The 16,372-nt window shown below is 69.9% G+C and carries 13 protein-coding genes and 1 pseudogene; 12 read left to right on the top strand and 2 right to left on the bottom strand.

Going from position 1 to position 16,372, the window contains the following annotated elements:
* Positions 1–4 precede the first annotated feature (4 nt).
* From ACFYZ8_RS24125 to ACFYZ8_RS24110, 4 genes are all read left to right on the top strand, one after another.
* The gene (locus ACFYZ8_RS24125; RefSeq protein ID WP_388537342.1) at positions 5–1,969 is read left to right on the top strand and encodes an ATP-binding cassette domain-containing protein; all 1,965 of its coding nucleotides are present in this window, start codon (positions 5–7) and stop codon (positions 1,967–1,969) included.
* Between the two features lie 162 nt (positions 1,970–2,131).
* Complete coding sequence (locus ACFYZ8_RS24120; RefSeq protein ID WP_359038620.1) at positions 2,132–3,019, top strand: FadR/GntR family transcriptional regulator; 888 nt, start codon at positions 2,132–2,134, stop codon at positions 3,017–3,019.
* Between the two features lie 428 nt (positions 3,020–3,447).
* Positions 3,448–4,986, top strand: a complete 1,539-nt coding sequence (locus ACFYZ8_RS24115; protein ID WP_359037278.1) for an RNA polymerase sigma factor — start codon at positions 3,448–3,450, stop codon at positions 4,984–4,986.
* Between the two features lie 121 nt (positions 4,987–5,107).
* The gene (locus ACFYZ8_RS24110) at positions 5,108–5,971 is read left to right on the top strand and encodes a S1 family peptidase (protein WP_388537339.1); all 864 of its coding nucleotides are present in this window, start codon (positions 5,108–5,110) and stop codon (positions 5,969–5,971) included.
* 126 nt (positions 5,972–6,097) lie between these two features.
* Here the strand turns inward: ACFYZ8_RS24110 and ACFYZ8_RS24105 are convergent, their stop codons facing one another.
* Positions 6,098–6,328: a hypothetical protein gene (locus ACFYZ8_RS24105; RefSeq protein ID WP_007385181.1), complete on the bottom strand. Its 231-nt coding sequence runs from the start codon at positions 6,326–6,328 to the stop codon at positions 6,098–6,100.
* A 442-nt stretch (positions 6,329–6,770) separates the two neighbouring features.
* Here ACFYZ8_RS24105 and ACFYZ8_RS24100 point away from each other — a divergent pair, with 442 nt between their 5' ends.
* From ACFYZ8_RS24100 to ACFYZ8_RS24075, 6 genes are all read left to right on the top strand, one after another.
* The gene (locus ACFYZ8_RS24100) at positions 6,771–8,894 is read left to right on the top strand and encodes a DNA topoisomerase IV subunit B (protein WP_359037273.1); all 2,124 of its coding nucleotides are present in this window, start codon (positions 6,771–6,773) and stop codon (positions 8,892–8,894) included.
* A 238-nt stretch (positions 8,895–9,132) separates the two neighbouring features.
* Complete coding sequence (locus ACFYZ8_RS24095; protein WP_359037271.1) at positions 9,133–9,657, top strand: DUF1453 domain-containing protein; 525 nt, start codon at positions 9,133–9,135, stop codon at positions 9,655–9,657.
* On the top strand, positions 9,654–10,805 hold the full coding sequence (locus ACFYZ8_RS24090) for a sensor histidine kinase (RefSeq protein WP_388537338.1): 1,152 nt from the start codon (positions 9,654–9,656) through the stop codon (positions 10,803–10,805). Before ACFYZ8_RS24095 ends, ACFYZ8_RS24090 begins: the two co-directional genes overlap by 4 nt.
* Positions 10,802–11,494 carry a response regulator gene (locus tag ACFYZ8_RS24085; protein WP_388537337.1) on the top strand — a complete coding sequence of 231 codons (693 nt, stop codon included), beginning with the start codon at positions 10,802–10,804 and terminating at the stop codon, positions 11,492–11,494. Before ACFYZ8_RS24090 ends, ACFYZ8_RS24085 begins: the two co-directional genes overlap by 4 nt.
* 60 nt (positions 11,495–11,554) lie before the next feature.
* Positions 11,555–12,118 carry a DUF485 domain-containing protein gene (locus ACFYZ8_RS24080; protein ID WP_359037265.1) on the top strand — a complete coding sequence of 188 codons (564 nt, stop codon included), beginning with the start codon at positions 11,555–11,557 and terminating at the stop codon, positions 12,116–12,118.
* Positions 12,115–13,707, top strand: coding sequence for a cation acetate symporter (locus tag ACFYZ8_RS24075; protein ID WP_359037263.1), 1,593 nt, complete (start codon positions 12,115–12,117; stop codon positions 13,705–13,707). Before ACFYZ8_RS24080 ends, ACFYZ8_RS24075 begins: the two co-directional genes overlap by 4 nt.
* 93 nt (positions 13,708–13,800) lie before the next feature.
* On the opposite strand, the pseudogene ACFYZ8_RS24070 reads toward ACFYZ8_RS24075, so the two are convergent.
* A pseudogene (locus ACFYZ8_RS24070) lies at positions 13,801–14,492 on the bottom strand (response regulator).
* Positions 14,493–14,652: 160 nt separating this feature from the next.
* Between ACFYZ8_RS24070 and ACFYZ8_RS24065 the strand changes: the two are divergent.
* Complete coding sequence (locus ACFYZ8_RS24065; RefSeq protein ID WP_388537335.1) at positions 14,653–15,468, top strand: ABC transporter ATP-binding protein; 816 nt, start codon at positions 14,653–14,655, stop codon at positions 15,466–15,468.
* On the top strand, positions 15,458–16,336 hold the full coding sequence (locus ACFYZ8_RS24060) for an ABC transporter permease (protein WP_359037256.1): 879 nt from the start codon (positions 15,458–15,460) through the stop codon (positions 16,334–16,336). Before ACFYZ8_RS24065 ends, ACFYZ8_RS24060 begins: the two co-directional genes overlap by 11 nt.
* Positions 16,337–16,372: the final 36 nt, after the last annotated feature.

Below are 16,372 nucleotides of genomic sequence, written 5' to 3'. Positions count from 1 at the left end.
ACGGGTGATCCAGGCCTTCGGACTGACCAGCGATTCCCGCAAGGACCTCCCGCCCGCGGTCGACGACGTGTCCTTCGAAGCCGGCGCGGGCCATGTCACCGCGCTTCTCGGAGCGACCGGCGCGGGCAAGACAACGGCGCTCAGACTGATGCTCGAACTCCAACAGGGCCGTGGCCTCACCCACTTCAGGGGCCGCCCGCTGCATCGCATTGCGCATCCCTCGCGCGAGGTCGGCGTACTCATGGGCGATGTGCCCGGCCATCCCGCGCGCACGGTCCGCGGCCATCTGCGCATGCTGTGTGCCGCGGCCGGGGTCCCGGTCCGGCGGGCCGACGAAGTGCTCGAAGCGGTGGGGCTGGTCAGCCTGCGCGACGAGCGGCTCGGCATCCTGTCTCGCGGCATGGACCGCCGCCTGGGCCTCGCCTGCGCCCTGTTGCCGGACCCGCACACGCTCGTGCTGGACGCTCCCGCCGAAGGGCTCTCCGCTCGTGAGAGCCACTGGCTGCACGGCATGCTCCGAGCACACGCCGCCCAGGGCGGCACGGTCCTGTTCACCACGTCCGAGCCGAAAGAGGCCGCGCGCGCCGCAGATCACGTCATCACCCTCGAACAGGGCAGAGTCGTCGCCGACCAGGTGGCCGCGGAGTTCGCCCGCACCAGGCTCCGGCCCCGTGTCGCCGTCCGTACCCCCCATGCCGCCCGTCTGGCCGCCCTGCTCGCCGCGGAGGCCCGCACGGCCCACCGCTCCGTCGAAGTCGTCCGGGAGGGCGGCAACCGCCTGTCCGTGTACGGCAGTACCTGCGCCGACATCGGCGAGACGGCCTTCCGCCACGGCGTCCTGGTCCATCAACTCGCCGATGAGATCGGGGACATGGGGCCCGGTGCGGGTCCGTTTCCCGGCGAGGCTCCGGAAGCGGCGGGCGGTTCCTCGGCCGTGCCCCCCGCCGGGGCGGAGTCCGGCGAGTTTTTCGGCGCCGGGGCTGTCGGAGCGGCCCTGAGGGGAATGAGGGGCGGCCAAGTCGCGCACGGCGACCAGGCGGGGCACGGCAGTCCGGAAGCCCACAGCGGCCCGGCCGCGGGAAGACCTGGCACTTCTCTGGACGCCGCTCGAAGCGCTGCCGCCGCTTCGAGCCCCGCCCCGGTTTCCAGGGCTCCCGCCCCGCTGTCCCCCCTCCCGCCCCCCATCTCCGTCAGGTCCGCCCCCAGCCCGCTGCGCCCCCTGCGCTACGAACTGCGCCGCGCGGCGGGGATCGGCACCGGGTTCCTCACCGGCGCCGTCGTACTCGTCACGTCCGCCCTCACCGCCGTACTCCTGGCACGGGTCGGTCACACCCCGCAGGCGCGGCTGCTGGCCGCCTGGCCGAGAGATCTGCCACTGCCCCCGGCCGCGCTCGGGGCCGGACTGCTCGGCGCGCTCGCGTTCGGCGACGAGTTCCGCCACCCCGCCCTGGCCGCGGACCGCGGCACCGTCCCCCGCCGACTGGGGCTGCTCACCGCGAAACTCGCCGTCGCCGCCGTCACCGCGCTGGCGCTGGCTTTTCTCGCGGTGGGCTGCGACGCCGAAGTGCTCTATCTCGTCTACGGACGGGAACTCACGGAAGTTCCCGCCGACTGGATTGCGCTGAGCGCGAGTTGGTTCGGTCTCGTCGCCGGGTGTGCCTGGGCCGGTGTGCTGGCCGCCGGCATCTTCCGGTCCACCACGGCCGGGCTCGCCGCGGTGGTCGCCGTGCCCGTTGTCGTCGTACCCCTCGTACAAAAGGCCCTGGAGGGAGCGTCCATGCGGTCGGCGGCAGGTCTTCCCGCGCGGCTGCGCGAGGTCTTCCTGCTGCAATGGCCCTTCGGCGGAGAGCGCTATCTGGCCGGGGCGGTGCGTGTGATCGCCCAACCCGTGGGCGGAGCGCTGACGTTGTCGCTGACCGCCCTGCTGTGCGCATATCTGCTCACGAGCCTGCGTAGCAGGGTCCGATGACGACCGTCCGGGCGCTTCCGGTCTCGACCTGCGCACAACTTCCCGAGGAAAGCGCATTTCTTTCCGATAAGGCGTCAATTGCGACGGGGTGAGCGATCACCCTTTCGTGTGCTTTTCACCAAAGACCTCAAGGGAGTTGGAGGCGGCGCCGACAAAGGATCCGTGAGTACCCTTGCGCACACCATGATGACCGCCGCCCGCTCCGCCGACTCCGGTCTGGCCGGCCCGGGCGAACTCGATCGCTACCCCTACGCCGAGGCCCCGGCCGCAGGCCGCGTCGGCGCCTCCGTCTGGGACGGCTCGGACCCGGAGCTGGGCCGCGTGGGCCGACGGGCCGCGGGCAGTCGCGGGCGCGGACTGCACGGCCAACTCGTCCAGCAGCTGGGCCAGATGATCGTCTCCGGTGACCTGGGAGCCGACCGGCCGCTGGTGCCCGAGGAGATCGGCCAGCGTTTCGAGGTCTCCCGTACCGTCGTCCGTGAGTCGCTCCGCGTCCTGGAGGCCAAGGGCCTGGTCAGCGCCCGCCCGAACGTCGGCACGCGCGTGCGTCCGGTCAGCGACTGGAACCTCCTTGACCCGGACATCATCGAGTGGCGCGCTTTCGGGCCGCAGCGCGACGATCAGCGCCGTGAGCTGAGCGAGCTGCGCTGGACGATCGAGCCGCTCGCCGCGCGCCTGGCCGCCGGGCACGGCCGGGAGGATGTCCAGCAGCGTCTCGGCGACATGGTGGAGATCATGGGCCACGCCATGAGTCAGGGTGACGCGCTCACCTTCTCCCGTGCCGACGCCGAGTTCCACTCCTTGCTCATCCAGCTCGCGGGCAACCGCATGCTGGAGCATCTTTCCGGGATCGTCTCCGCCGCCCTTCAGGTCTCCGGCGGCCCGGTCGCCGGCTGCGACCGGCCGAACGAGGCGTCCTTGGCGCACCACGGCCGGATCGCCGACGCCCTCGCCGCCGGCGACGGCACGGCTGCCGAAGCGGCCATGCGTCAACTGCTGACCGTCCATCCCGGGGTGGAGCGCGTGGTGCCCGCGCCGCGCGAGCACTGACCGCGCGCCGCGGGCGGCACGGCCGAGGACGTCCTTCCCCTCCTGCGACATCGTTCGGCCGCCGCACCGCCTCCGTCGGACCCCGCAGGATCACCGGTGACCCTGCGGGGTCCGACGGCGCGGCGTGGTGACGGTGCCCCGGACCGCTGCTGGTCGGGATGGGTGACTGACCTCGTCTGTCCTTGTCTGACCGTTTTTGGTCGCTTACGGGGTGTGACTCGGGCCACGCAGATTGGGCGTAACGCTCGCGGGAGCAGCACGATGACCTAAGAGGTGACAGCCGCGGAGGGAATACGGACGCCGTTTCAGGCGCTGTGCATCTTCCCGGCCCCCCGCCCGCGCCGTCGGCCACTCCCAGGCCGGTGGTCGGCTCCTGTCCGTCCTGGACGGGGCCGGAAGCCGTTTTCCAACGTTCCGAGAGGTTGTTCGTGTCGGCCAGCACATCCCGTACGCTCCCGCCGGAGATCGCCGAGTCCGTCTCTGTCATGGCTCTCATTGAGCGGGGAAAGGCTGAGGGGCAGATCGCCGGCGATGACGTGCGTCGGGCCTTCGAAGCTGACCAGATTCCGGCCACTCAGTGGAAGAACGTACTGCGCAGCCTCAACCAGATCCTCGAGGAAGAGGGTGTGACGCTGATGGTCAGTGCCGCGGAGCCCAAGCGCACCCGAAAGAGCGTCGCAGCGAAGAGTCCGGCCAAGCGCACCGCCACCAAGACGGTCGCGGCGAAGACGGTGACCACGAAGAAGGCCACCGCCACCGCCACCCCGGAGGCTCCCGCCGCCGAGCCCGCAGTCGAGGGCGAGGCGCCCGCGAAGCCCGCCGCGAAGAAGGCGGTCGCCACCAAGAAGGCGGCCGCGAAGAAGACCGTCGCCACCAAGAAGACGGCGGCGGCGAAGAAGACGACCGCCAAGAAGGACGACGCCGAGGCCGTCGAGGACGAGGTCCTCGAAGAGATCAAGCCCGGCGAGGAGGAAGAGGAGGGGGCCGAGAACAAGGGCTTCGTCCTCTCCGACGACGACGAGGACGACGCGCCTGCCCAGCAGGTCGCCGTGGCCGGCGCCACCGCCGACCCCGTCAAGGACTACCTCAAGCAGATCGGCAAGGTCCCGCTGCTCAACGCCGAGCAGGAGGTCGAGCTCGCCAAGCGCATCGAGGCCGGCCTGTTCGCCGAGGACAAGCTGGCCAACGCCGACAAACTCGCCCCCAAGCTCAAGCGCGAGCTGGAGATCATCGCCGAGGACGGCCGCCGCGCCAAGAACCACCTTCTGGAGGCCAACCTCCGTCTGGTGGTCTCCCTGGCCAAGCGCTACACCGGCCGCGGCATGCTCTTCCTGGACCTCATCCAGGAGGGCAACCTCGGTCTGATCCGCGCGGTCGAGAAGTTCGACTACACCAAGGGCTACAAGTTCTCCACGTACGCCACCTGGTGGATCCGTCAGGCGATCACCCGCGCCATGGCCGACCAGGCCCGCACCATCCGTATCCCGGTGCACATGGTCGAGGTCATCAACAAGCTCGCGCGCGTGCAGCGCCAGATGCTTCAGGACCTGGGCCGCGAGCCCACCCCGGAGGAGCTGGCCAAGGAACTCGACATGACCCCCGAGAAGGTCATCGAGGTCCAGAAGTACGGCCGCGAGCCGATCTCCCTGCACACCCCGCTGGGCGAGGACGGCGACAGCGAGTTCGGTGACCTCATCGAGGACTCCGAGGCCGTCGTCCCGGCCGACGCGGTCAGCTTCACGCTCCTGCAGGAACAGCTGCACTCCGTCCTCGACACCCTGTCCGAGCGCGAGGCGGGCGTCGTCTCGATGCGTTTCGGTCTCACCGATGGTCAGCCGAAGACCCTCGACGAGATCGGCAAGGTCTACGGCGTCACGCGCGAGCGCATCCGTCAGATCGAGTCGAAGACCATGTCGAAGCTGCGCCACCCGTCGCGTTCGCAGGTGCTGCGCGACTACCTCGACTAGGTCGACGTCGTACGACATCGAAGGCCCGGTCCCTCTTCGGGGGCCGGGCCTTCGTGCTGCGCGCGCAGGCGCCCTGCATGACTCTGGGCTTCCGATCATCATCCCGGAGTGAGGAGCATGCATGCGTCATCCCATTGCCCGGGCGCTGGCCCGGCCGCTGGTTCTGGCGGCCGTGGCGGCGGCCATACCGCTGGTGTCGGCCGCCCCGGTGGCCGCCGACAACATCGTCGTCGGGGGTTTCCCGGTCGATGTGTCCAAGGCACCCTGGACGGTTGCCCTGTCCAGCCGTGACCGGTTCGGGGGTACGCGCGCCGGGCAGTTCTGCGGCGGTGTCGCCGTCGGCCGGACCACGGTGCTCACCGCGGCCCACTGCATGGGCGAGGACGTCCTGGGGGCACCCCCGGAGCAGGTGAGGGACTTCCGTGTCATCGCGGGCCGTACGGATCTGCTCTCGGACCAGGGGGAGGAGATCGCCCTACGTGAGGCATGGGTGAATCCGGGCTACGACCCGCAGAGCAACGCGGGGGACTTCGCCGTCCTCACGCTTGCCGAGCCGCTGCCGCAGAGCGCGGTCCTCACCATGGCGGCCACCGGTGACGCCGCGTACGAGCCGGGGACCGGTGCCACGGTGTACGGCTGGGGTGACGTCACAGGAGGCGGTGACTACGCGCGCAGTCTGCGGGCGGCAACCGTGCACGTGCTGTCCGACGCGAGCTGCGGGGAGGCCTATCCGGGCGGCGCGGACGGGACCTACCGTGCCGACAGCATGCTGTGCGCCGGGGAGGACTGGGGCGGCCGCGATGCCTGCCAGGGGGACAGCGGAGGACCGCTGGTCGCCCAGGGGAAGCTGATCGGGCTGGTGTCCTGGGGCAGCGGCTGTGGGCGGGTGGGCCGACCCGGTGTCTACGCTCGCGTGTCCGAAGTCATGCGGACATTGGACTGGGGTGCTCGCAGTACGGCGGGCGGACGCCACAGGAGCGCGTGAAAGTGCCGCGTGGGGACTGCTGAGTGCCCACGCGGAGCCATGAGCAAGGGCGGCTGCCCCTGAGAGCAGGGGCAGCCGCCCTTGTGCCGGCCTGTGCCGGAGCTGGCTCGTCGTGGACGCGAAGTGTCAGCGCTCTTCTTCTGATACGGATGCGGGAACGGCCGTGAGCCGCTCCGTCTCGTCCTGTATCTCAGCGGCGATCTTCTTGAGTTCCGGCTCGAACTTGCGACCGTGGTGGGCGCAGAAGAGCAGTTCTCCGCCGCTGAGCAGCACGACGCGCACGTACGCCTGGGCGCCGCAGCGGTCGCAGCGGTCAGCGGCCGTCAGCGGGCTCGCGGGGGTCAGAACAGTAGTCACGTCGCCTCTTCTCTAGCTCGACGAGCTGTCGTACCAGGGTCAACATCCAACCAGCCCCAAAACGTTCCCGCTCGGGGCTTCACCCAGAGAGAAATTTTCCGGACGGCCGGCTGCTGCCGGTTTGGCGGCGAATGTGCCGTATTGCGTGTCTGTGTGTCCTACGGTTTCGCGCTGTCGGTCAAGGTCGGTCCTGCCGGCTGGGTTGCCGGTTGTTCATGAGGACGTGCCCGGAGCCTAAATGGTTCATGCCCCCAAGGGAACGTGATATGTACTTCACCCCATCGAGGGATCGAACAGGTATGCGACCCTGGACTACTCTGTGTTTCCGCACGAGGGTGGCGTTACAACGGCTCTACCAGGCCTCGGTACCCTCTTGACGGCGACCGAAGCCGCGCCCTTACCCACAAGGGCCCCATCTGAAATTCAGCGAGGAGCGAACCGCGTGACCGCCGAGACGTCCGTGCCGTCCACAGCTCTGCTGGCAGGAGCAGACCGGGACGGGTCCAACTACACCGCGCGGCACCTGCTCGTCCTCGAGGGGCTCGAGGCCGTACGCAAGCGCCCGGGGATGTACATCGGCTCGACCGACAGCCGTGGCCTGATGCACTGCCTGTGGGAGATCATCGACAACTCCGTCGACGAGGCCCTGGGCGGATACTGCGACCACATCGAAGTGATCCTCCACGACGACGCCTCCGTGGAGGTCCGGGACAACGGCCGGGGCATCCCGGTCGACGTCGAACCCAAGACGGGTCTGTCCGGCGTCGAGGTCGTCATGACCAAGCTGCACGCCGGCGGAAAGTTCGGCGGCGGCTCGTACGCCGCCTCCGGCGGCCTGCACGGAGTGGGCGCCTCCGTGGTGAACGCCCTGTCCGCGCGGCTGGACGTCGAGGTCGACCGTGCCGGCAACACCCACGCGATCAGCTTCCGGCGCGGCGTGCCCGGTGCCTTCGCGGGGAACGGCCCCGACGCCAAGTTCGAGGCCGCGAGCGGCCTGCGCAAGGCCAAGAGGATCCCCAAGACCCGGACCGGGACGCGTGTGCGCTACTGGGCCGACCGCCAGATCTTCCTCAAGGACGCCAAGCTCTCCCTGGAGAACCTCCACCAGCGCGCTCGCCAGACCGCGTTCCTGGTGCCCGGCCTGACCATCGTCGTCCGTGACGAGTTCGGTCTGGGCGAAGGCGGCAGCAAGGGCGAGGAGTCGTTCCGGTTCGACGGCGGCATCAGCGAGTTCTGCGAGTACCTGGCCACCGACAAGCCGGTCAACGACGTCCTCCGCTTCTCCGGCCAGGGCACCTTCAAGGAGACCGTCCCGGTCCTCGACGACCACGGCCAGATGACGCCCACCGAGGTCACCCGCGAGCTCGGTGTGGACGTGGCGATGCGCTGGGGGACCGGCTACGACACGACCCTGAAGTCGTTCGTCAACATCATCGCCACCCCCAAGGGCGGCACCCATGTCGCCGGCTTCGAGCAGGCCGTCGCCAAGACGATGAACGAGGTGCTGCGCGCCAAGAAGCTGCTGCGTGTCGCCGAGGACGACATCGTCAAGGACGACGCTCTCGAGGGCCTGACCGCGGTCGTCACCGTCCGCCTCGCCGAGCCGCAGTTCGAGGGCCAGACCAAGGAGGTCCTCGGCACCTCGGCGGCCCGCCGCATCGTGAACACGGTGATCTCCAGGGAGCTCAAGGCGTTCCTGACGTCCACGAAGCGGGACGCCGCGGCCCAGGCCCGGGTCGTCATGGAGAAGGCGGTCGCCGCCGCACGCACGCGTATCGCGGCCCGTCAGCACAAGGACGCCCAGCGCCGTAAGACGGCTCTGGAGTCCTCCTCGCTGCCCGCCAAGCTCGCCGACTGCCGCAGCGACGACGTCGACCGCAGCGAACTGTTCATCGTCGAGGGCGACTCCGCGCTCGGCACCGCGAAGCTCGCCCGGAACTCCGAGTTCCAGGCGCTGCTGCCCATCCGGGGCAAGATCCTCAACGTTCAGAAGTCGTCCGTCACGGACATGCTCAAGAACGTCGAGTGCGGTGCGATCATCCAGGTCATAGGAGCGGGCTCCGGCCGGACCTTCGACATCGACGCGGCACGCTACGGCAAGATCATCATGATGACCGACGCCGACGTCGACGGCTCCCACATCCGCTGCCTGCTGCTGACGCTGTTCCAGCGCTACATGCGGCCCATGGTCGAGGCCGGCCGGGTGTTCGCCGCGGTGCCGCCGCTGCACCGCATCGAGCTGGTCCAGCCGAAGAAGGGGCAGGACAAGTACGTCTACACCTACTCGGACCGTGAACTGCGCGAGAAGCTGCTGGAGTTCCAGAGCAAGGGGGTCCGGTACAAGGACTCCATCCAGCGGTACAAGGGTCTGGGCGAGATGGACGCCGACCAGCTGGCCGAGACGACGATGGACCCGCGGCACCGGACTCTGCGGCGGATCAACCTCGCCGATCTCGAGGCAGCCGAGCAGGTCTTCGATCTGCTGATGGGCAATGACGTGGCGCCGCGGAAGGAGTTCATCTCGGGCTCGGCCGCGACGCTGGATCGGTCGCGCATCGACGCGTAACTGTGCGCCGGGGCCGGGTTTCTCTGGCCGGCCCCGGCCCCGGCTTCACGTTCGTCGGGGTTGTGGTCCCGAACAGCCCGGGCTCGAAGGTCTCCACCCGTGGGTGGAGGGTCCGCCGCCTGGGAATCCACCCGCGATCCACCCCGGCTCCGATCTCCCGACCTGCGGATTTCCGTAGCTTCGAAGGTGTCGGCGGCGTCCGCTGCCGGCAGACCCTTCCTCGCTCACGGAGGCTGTGATGTCCGGGCTCGTCGACGCGTTGCTGATCGTGGTCGCGGTGGTCGTGGTGATCGCCCGGCAGTTCCGGCCGAGCCGGATCGACAGGGACAAGCGCTGGTGGATGCTGCCCGTCGTCCTGGCTGCAGTGGCCCTTCGCGAGCCAGGGCTGGTGGACACCCATCACCGCGTGGCCTCCGTCGCCCTGCTCACCGCCGAGCTGCTCACCGGCCTCGCCATCGGAGCCGGCTGGGCCTGGACGAGCCGGATATGGACGGAGCCGGACGGCGCGGTGTGGAGCAGGAGCACCAAGGCGAGCGGGGCTGTCTGGGCCGTCGGCATCGGCCTGCGTGCCGGCCTCTTCGGGCTCGGAGCGGCGATGGGCGTCCACCAGAACAGCTCCGCGCTGCTGCTCGCCCTGGCGGCCACCCTGCTCGTGCGCTCCGGGACTCTCGTCCAGCGAGCGCATTCCCAGCGCCCCGGCGTCGTACCCGCCCCTGCGTACGGTGAGCCCATCTTCCGGTCCACGGGGAAGGAACGCGCGTGACGGACAACGTCTGGACCCGCTGGCCCTCCCGGGAGGCACTCGGGCGTGAGGCGACCACACGTCCCCGGCGGCTGCTCGGCTGGGTGGCGCGGTCGCTGGTGCTCGCCATGCTCCTCTGGGGAGCTTTCCACAGCAGCCACGTACGGGGCTGGGGCGTGCTCGGAGCAGTGGCGGGAATTCTCCTGGCGGCACTGGTCGCCTGGGCACTCTTCCGCACCACCCTGGAGCACCGGCTCTGGCTCTCCCTGGCACTCTTCGGCGTCCTCCTGGCGATAGCGGCCGCCGCACAGGCCACCGACTTCGGAGTCGTCGCCCTCGTCCTGTGGTGCGGCTGCGCCATCACCGCTCTGGAACGGCTGCCGATCGCCGCCGCCCTGCCCGTGACCGTGGTCGCCCTCGGCCTCTATGCCGCCGGCAACAACGACGCGTGGCTGACCACCGTGGTCACGACGGCGGGGCTCGCACTGGCCGGTTACGTCCTGCGGCTGGACGCCGAGGCCCGCGGCAACGCGCAACGGCTGCTCAACCAGGAGCGGGCCGCGCGGGCGGCCGAGGCGGAGTCGGCGGCACTCGCGGAGCGGGCCCGTATCGCACGCGAGATCCACGACGTGCTGGCCCACAGCCTCTCGGCCCAGCTCGTGCACCTGGAGGCGGCCCGGTTGCTGATCGAGCGAGGCGCGGATCGGGACCAGATCCTCGAAAGGGTGGTGGCGGCCCGTGGCATGGCCCGCGACGGTCTCGCGGAGACCCGGCAGGCGCTGTCGGCTCTGCGCGGGGACATGACTCCGCTGGAGGAATTCCTCAGCCGGCTCGTCGGGACGGCCGATGGAGCGGAGACCACCATTTCGGGTGAGCGCAGACCGCTGACGGCCGAGGCGTCGCAGGCCGTGCGCAGGGTCGCTCAGGAGGCCATGACCAACGTCCGCAAGCACGCGCCGGGGGCCAAGGTCCGGGTGCGGCTGGAGTACGGCGAGGACCAGGTGACGCTGGTCGTGCGGGACTCGGGGGGCTCGCCGGGTGAACTCACCACCACCGGAGGCGGATACGGTCTGCTGGGGATGCGGGAGCGCGCCGAACTGCTGGGCGGTTCGCTGGACGCCGGGCCGGACGACGAAGGGTTCGTGGTGACGTTGAAGGTGCCGGCATGACGGAGAGGGCGGAGACGAAGCCCGCGCGGGTGGTGGTCGCGGACGACCAGACCGTGGTGCGCGAAGGCATCGTGATGCTGCTGGGTCTGCTGCCCGGGATCGAGGTCGTGGGCGCGGCCGGGGACGGCGAGGAGGCGGTGGGACTCGTCGCCGAACTGGCCCCGGACGTCGTGCTGATGGACCTGCGCATGCCCCGCTGTGACGGTGTGGAGGCGACCCGGCGGATCCGGGCCGAGTACCCGGGGACGCAGGTCGTGGTGCTGACGACGTTCGGGGACGACGAGTCGCTGTTTCCGGCGCTCAAAGCGGGGGCCCGGGGCTATCTCACCAAGGACGCGGGAGGTGACGAGATCGTGCGGGCCGTGCACAGCGTGCTCTCCGGGGACGCCGGACTGTCGCCGAGCATCCAGCGGCGGCTCCTGGAGCGGCTGTCGGATCCCGAGCCGCCGCAGCCGGTCTCCGCGGAGACGCCCGACGGGCTCACCGCCCGCGAGGTCGAAGTGCTGGCACTGATCGCCGAGGGACTGAGCAATCAGGAGATCGCCCGCCAACTGCATGTCTCCACCGCCACGGTGAAGACCCACATCAACAACCTCTTCGCGAAGACGGGCATCAAGGACCGTGCGCAGGCGGTGCGTTACGCCTATGCGAAGGGGCTTGTACGGCCACCGATAGGAGGAATCACCTGATGGGGTGAAGAGCGGGGGGAAGAAGAGTCGGGGATCTTCCCGTTCTGTCCATCCTTGGGCATGCAGTCAAGCAACGCTCGTCCCCGCGGAAGCGGGGGTGATGCCGAGAGTTCGGCCGAGAACCACGACGGCCACGAGGTGGCCCCCGCCGAAGCGCCTACCGGGGTGCGGTACGACGACCCCTGGTACGACGCCCTCGCCTCTGGCTGGGGCGAGACGGGCGGTGACGGCTCAACCGTGGCCCCGGTCGCGACGGCACGTGCGGAGCGCGAGGTCAGGGCCGCCGCGGCGGCCGACGTCTACCTCGAGGTGCAGCGCAGCGCGGCCTTTCAGGAAGTGCGCAGCAGGTACCGGAGGTTCGTGGTGCCGGCGGGCATCGGGTTCTTCGTCTGGTACGTGGCCTACGTCGTGGCGGCGACGAGCGCGCCGGGACTGATGGCGCGGCCGGTGGCGGGCGCGGTGAACGTGGCGATGCTCGCGGGACTCGGGCAGTTCCTCACCACGTTCCTGCTGACCTGGGCCTACGCCCGGCACGCGAGGCTGCGCCGGGACCGGGCGGCCCTCGAACTGCGGTGGGACACCCAGGAACTGACGCGCACGGCCCGGGGCGGTGCGTCGTCGTGACGGGGAACCACCAGACGCTGGCGTTGCTGCTGTTCAGCGCGTTCGTCGCGGTCACGCTGGGGATCACGACGTGGGTGAGCCGCCACCGGCACGGTTCCGCGGAGGAGTTCTACGCGGGCGGCCGGCTGTTCTCGCCGATGGAGAATGGTTTTGCCATCGCGGGCGACTACATGTCGGCCGCGTCCTTCCTCGGAATCTCCGGGCTCATCGCCCTCTTCGGGTACGACGGGATGCTCTACTCGGTGGGCTTCCTCGTGGCCTGGCTGGTGGTGCTGTTCCTCGTCGCCGAACTGGTGCGCAACTGCGGGCGGTTCACGCTCGCCGACGTGGTCGCCGCGCGGATGAGTGAGCGGCCGGTGCGGATCGCCGCGGGGACCTCCTCGGTGACCGTGTCCGTTCTGTACCTGGTGGCGCAGATGGTGGGCGCGGGCAGCCTGGTCGCGCTGCTGCTCGGCGGTACCAGCGAGGCTGCCCAGTCCTGGACGGTCATCGCCGTCGGGGCGCTCATGGTGATCTATGTGTCCCTGGGAGGGATGCGGGCGACCACCTGGATCCAGATCGTCAAGGCGGTTCTGCTGCTCGGCGGGACCATCGTGCTGACCGTGCTGGTGCTGGTGCGGTTCCATGGCGACTTCGACCAGTTGCTGCTCACTGCGGCGCAGCGCAGTGGCCACGGCGAGTCCTTCCTGGCACCCGGTCTGAAGTACGGCGGGGACTGGACCGCCCGCCTGGACTTCATCAGCCTGGGACTCGCCCTCGTGCTCGGCACAGCAGGGCTGCCGCACATCCTGTCCCGCTTCTACACCGTGCCCACGGCGCGCGCTGCACGGCGTTCGGTGGTCTGGTCGATCGGGCTCATCGGCGGCTTCTACCTGATGACGATCGTCCTCGGGTTCGGTGCTGCGGCCATCGTGGGGCCCGAGACGGTCCGGGGATCGAACGCCGCGGGCAACACCGCGGTCCCCCTGCTGGCCCTCGACCTGGGCGGTGGCGCCGACTCCACGGGAGGAACGGTTCTGTTCGCCATCGTCGCCGCCGTCGCCTTCGCCACGATCCTCGCCGTGGTCGCCGGAATCACCCTCGCCTCCTCGGCCTCCGTCGCCCACGACCTGTACGCCTCACTGCGGCGCCGCCGTGCCAAGCCGCACAGCGAGGTGGCCGTGGCCAGAACCGCCGCCGTCGGGATCGGCGTGATCGCGATCGCCCTCGGCCTGCTGGCCCGCGACCTCAACGTCGCCTTCCTGGTCGGCCTCGCCTTCGCCGTCGCAGCCTCCGCAAACCTGCCGGTGCTGCTCTACTCGCTGTTCTGGCGCGGCTTCACCACCCGGGGCGCCGTCTGGTCCGTCTACGGCGGGCTGATCCCGGCCATGGCCCTGGTGCTGCTGTCGCCCGTGGTGTCCGGCAGTCCCGAGTCGCTCTTCCCCGGAGTCGACTTCCAGTACTTCCCGCTGCAGAACCCCGGCCTCGTCTCCATCCCGCTGGGCTTCGTCGCGGGCTGGCTCGGCACGGTCACCTCGGCGGAGGTCGCCGACGAGGCCAAGCACGCGGAGACCGAGGTGCGCTCGCTCACGGGGGCGGGGGCTGTGTAGGGGCGGCGACCTGGACGGACGGCGCCCTCGTCGTCGTACGGCGTCCGTCTTCGTCGTACGACGTCTGCCGCCCAGGCATCTTGCCGCGTACGGCTATGGCGCCACCCACGCGTACCGGTGCTCCGGGCGCCCTGTGTCGCCGTATCTGAGGGACAGGCGGAGGCGGCCGGCCTGTTCGAGGTGGCGGAGGTAGCGCTGGGCGGTGGAGCGGCTCAGGCCGGTCTCGGCGGCGACCTCGTGGGCCGACAGCGGATGGTCGGCGCGTGCAGGACCCGGCAGATGAGGTCCGTCGTCGGCTCCGAGTGGCCGCTGGGCAGGCCGGGGGAGGTAGGGGCCGGTGTGGTGCGCAGGGCGCTGAAGATCCGGTCGACCTGTTCCTGGCCGGCGATGCCGCGGCCGCCGACCCGGTCGACGGTGCGGCGAAGGGCGGCGTAGGAGTCCAGCCGGGTGCGCAGGGCCGCGAAGGTGAAGGGCTTGACCAGGTAGTGGAGGGCGCCCAGGCGCATCGCGGCCTGGACGGTCGTCACGTCCCCGGCTGCCGTGATCATGATGACGTCGGTGCCGTGGCCCTGTTCCCGCATGCGGTGGATGAGTTCGAGGCCCGTCTGGTCGGGCAGGTAGTGGTCGAGCAGGACCAGGTCGATGGTCCCGCGCTGCACGCTGGCCAGTGCCTGGGCGGCGCTGTGCGCGCGGGCGGCCACCCGGAAACCGGGAACCTTTCCCACGTACTTGGCGTTGATCTCGGCGACGCGGAAGTCGTCGTCCACGACCAGGACGTCAATCATCGGGCCTCTTTCCCTCAAGGCCTGGCGGGCCTCACGCCCGTGTTCGGCTTCGCTGTTGTAGCGCGCGCAAAACGAGCACAACAGGCCGTTGCAAGCAAAAGAACGGCATGTGCCCAGAAGACTGATGCCGTGGCGCAGGCCACATCTACCGTCCCCGGCCATGAGCGCAGACACCAGCCCCGCCATCGAGCTGCGGGGCGCGAGCAAGACATTCCGGACCCCGTCGGGGGGTCTGCACACGGCCGTCAGCGGACTTGACCTCACGGTGGGGCGTGGGGAGTTCGTGGCGGTCGTCGGTCCCACGGGTTGTGGCAAGTCGACGACGTTGACGCTGGTCAGTGGGTTGGAGGAGCCCTCCGAGGGCGAGGTCCTGGTCGTCGGGGAGCCGGTCCGGGGAGTCGGGGACAAGGTGGGTTTCGTCTTCCAGCAGGACGCCACCTTCCCCTGGCGCACGGTTCTGTCCAACGTGATGGCCGGTCCCCGCTTCCGTGGTGTGCCCAAGGCTGAGGCCAGGCAGAAGGCGCGGGAATGGCTGGCCCGGGTCGGGCTCGCGGCCTTCGAGGACCGCTACCCCCATCAACTCTCCGGGGGCATGCGCAAGCGGGTCGCGCTCGCCGCCACCTTCGTCAACGATCCCGAGATCCTGCTCATGGACGAGCCGTTCTCCGCGCTCGACGTGCAGACCCGGGCCCTGATGTCCGACGAACTGCTCGAACTGTGGGAGGGCACGGGTGCCTCCGTCGTCTTCGTCACCCACGACCTGGAGGAGTCCATCGCGCTGGCCGACAAGGTCGTCGTGATGACGGCCGGGCCCGCCACCGTCAAACAGGTCTTCGAGATCGACCTGCCGCGGCCGCGCAAGGTCGAGGCGGTGCGCCTGGAGCCGCGGTTCATCGAGATCTACCGCGAGATCTGGGAGTCCCTCGGCGAAGAGGTCCGCATCACGCGTGAGAGGGGCGCCGCCCATGTCGCCTGACGTCCTGCCCGAGGCCCAGGTCGCGCCGGCCGTGGCCGAGCCCGGCAACAAGACGGACCGCGCGCACTCACGCGCGCGTGCCGCCCGCAGACGCCGGACCGTTGTCGCGGCGTCCCGTGTGCTGCTCCTGGTGGCCGTTCTCGGTCTGTGGGAAGTGCTCTCCCGGGCCGAGGTCATCGACCCCTTCAACTTCTCCATGCCCTCGAAGATCTGGGACCAGATCTGGACCTGGGTGACGCACGGGACCGCACTCGGGTCGTTGGGCGAACAGATCTGGTACACGCTGTACGAGGCGCTGCTGGGCTGGGTCGTCGGCGTGGTGGCCGGGGTGGTCTTCGGTATCGCGCTCGGGCGGATCACCTTGCTCGCCGACGTCCTTGGTCCATACATCAAGGTGCTCAACTCAATACCGAGGATTGTCCTTGCACCCATCTTCGTGATCTGGTTCGGACTCGGACCGGCCTCCAAGGTGGCCTCGGCCGTCGTCCTGGTCTTCTTCCCGGTCTTCTTCAACGCCTTCCAGGGCGCCCGCGAGGTCGACCGCAACCTGGTCGCCAACGCCCGCATCCTCGGCGCGAGCGACCGCAGGGTGACGCTTCAGGTCGTCATCCCGTCCGCGACCTCGTGGATCTTCACCAGCCTGCACGTGAGCTTCGGCTTCGCCCTCATCGGCGCGATCGTCGGTGAGTACATCGGCGCGACCAAGGGCATCGGCCTGCTGGTCGCACAGTCGCAGGGCACCTTCAACGCGGCAGGGGTGTACGCCGCGATGGTCATCCTCGCCGTCGTCGCCCTCCTCGCCGAAGGGCTGCTCACCTTCGCCGAGCGCCGCATCTTCCGCTGGAAGCCGGCGAGTTCCGACAGCTGAGGTCTCCGCAGAGGCCGTTCCGCCTCAGCAGCAGCC

The organism is Streptomyces sp. NPDC001668, assembly GCF_042893155.1.
Classification (GTDB): domain Bacteria; phylum Actinomycetota; class Actinomycetes; order Streptomycetales; family Streptomycetaceae; genus Streptomyces.
The sequence above is the reverse complement of the archived record's forward strand: the minus strand, read 5'-3'. Positions and strand labels throughout refer to the sequence as shown.

What these genes read in the sequence shown, in the direction of transcription:
- ACFYZ8_RS24110 (WP_388537339.1), top strand. Translation starts at nt 5,108, where the DNA reads ATGCGTCATCCCATTGCCCGGGCGCTGGCCCGGCCGCTGGTTCTGGCG.
- ACFYZ8_RS24095 (WP_359037271.1), top strand. Translation starts at nt 9,133, where the DNA reads ATGTCCGGGCTCGTCGACGCGTTGCTGATCGTGGTCGCGGTGGTCGTG.
- ACFYZ8_RS24085 (WP_388537337.1), top strand. Translation starts at nt 10,802, where the DNA reads ATGACGGAGAGGGCGGAGACGAAGCCCGCGCGGGTGGTGGTCGCGGAC.
- ACFYZ8_RS24080 (WP_359037265.1), top strand. Translation starts at nt 11,555, where the DNA reads ATGCAGTCAAGCAACGCTCGTCCCCGCGGAAGCGGGGGTGATGCCGAG.
- ACFYZ8_RS24065 (WP_388537335.1), top strand. Translation starts at nt 14,653, where the DNA reads ATGAGCGCAGACACCAGCCCCGCCATCGAGCTGCGGGGCGCGAGCAAG.
- ACFYZ8_RS24060 (WP_359037256.1), top strand. Translation starts at nt 15,458, where the DNA reads ATGTCGCCTGACGTCCTGCCCGAGGCCCAGGTCGCGCCGGCCGTGGCC.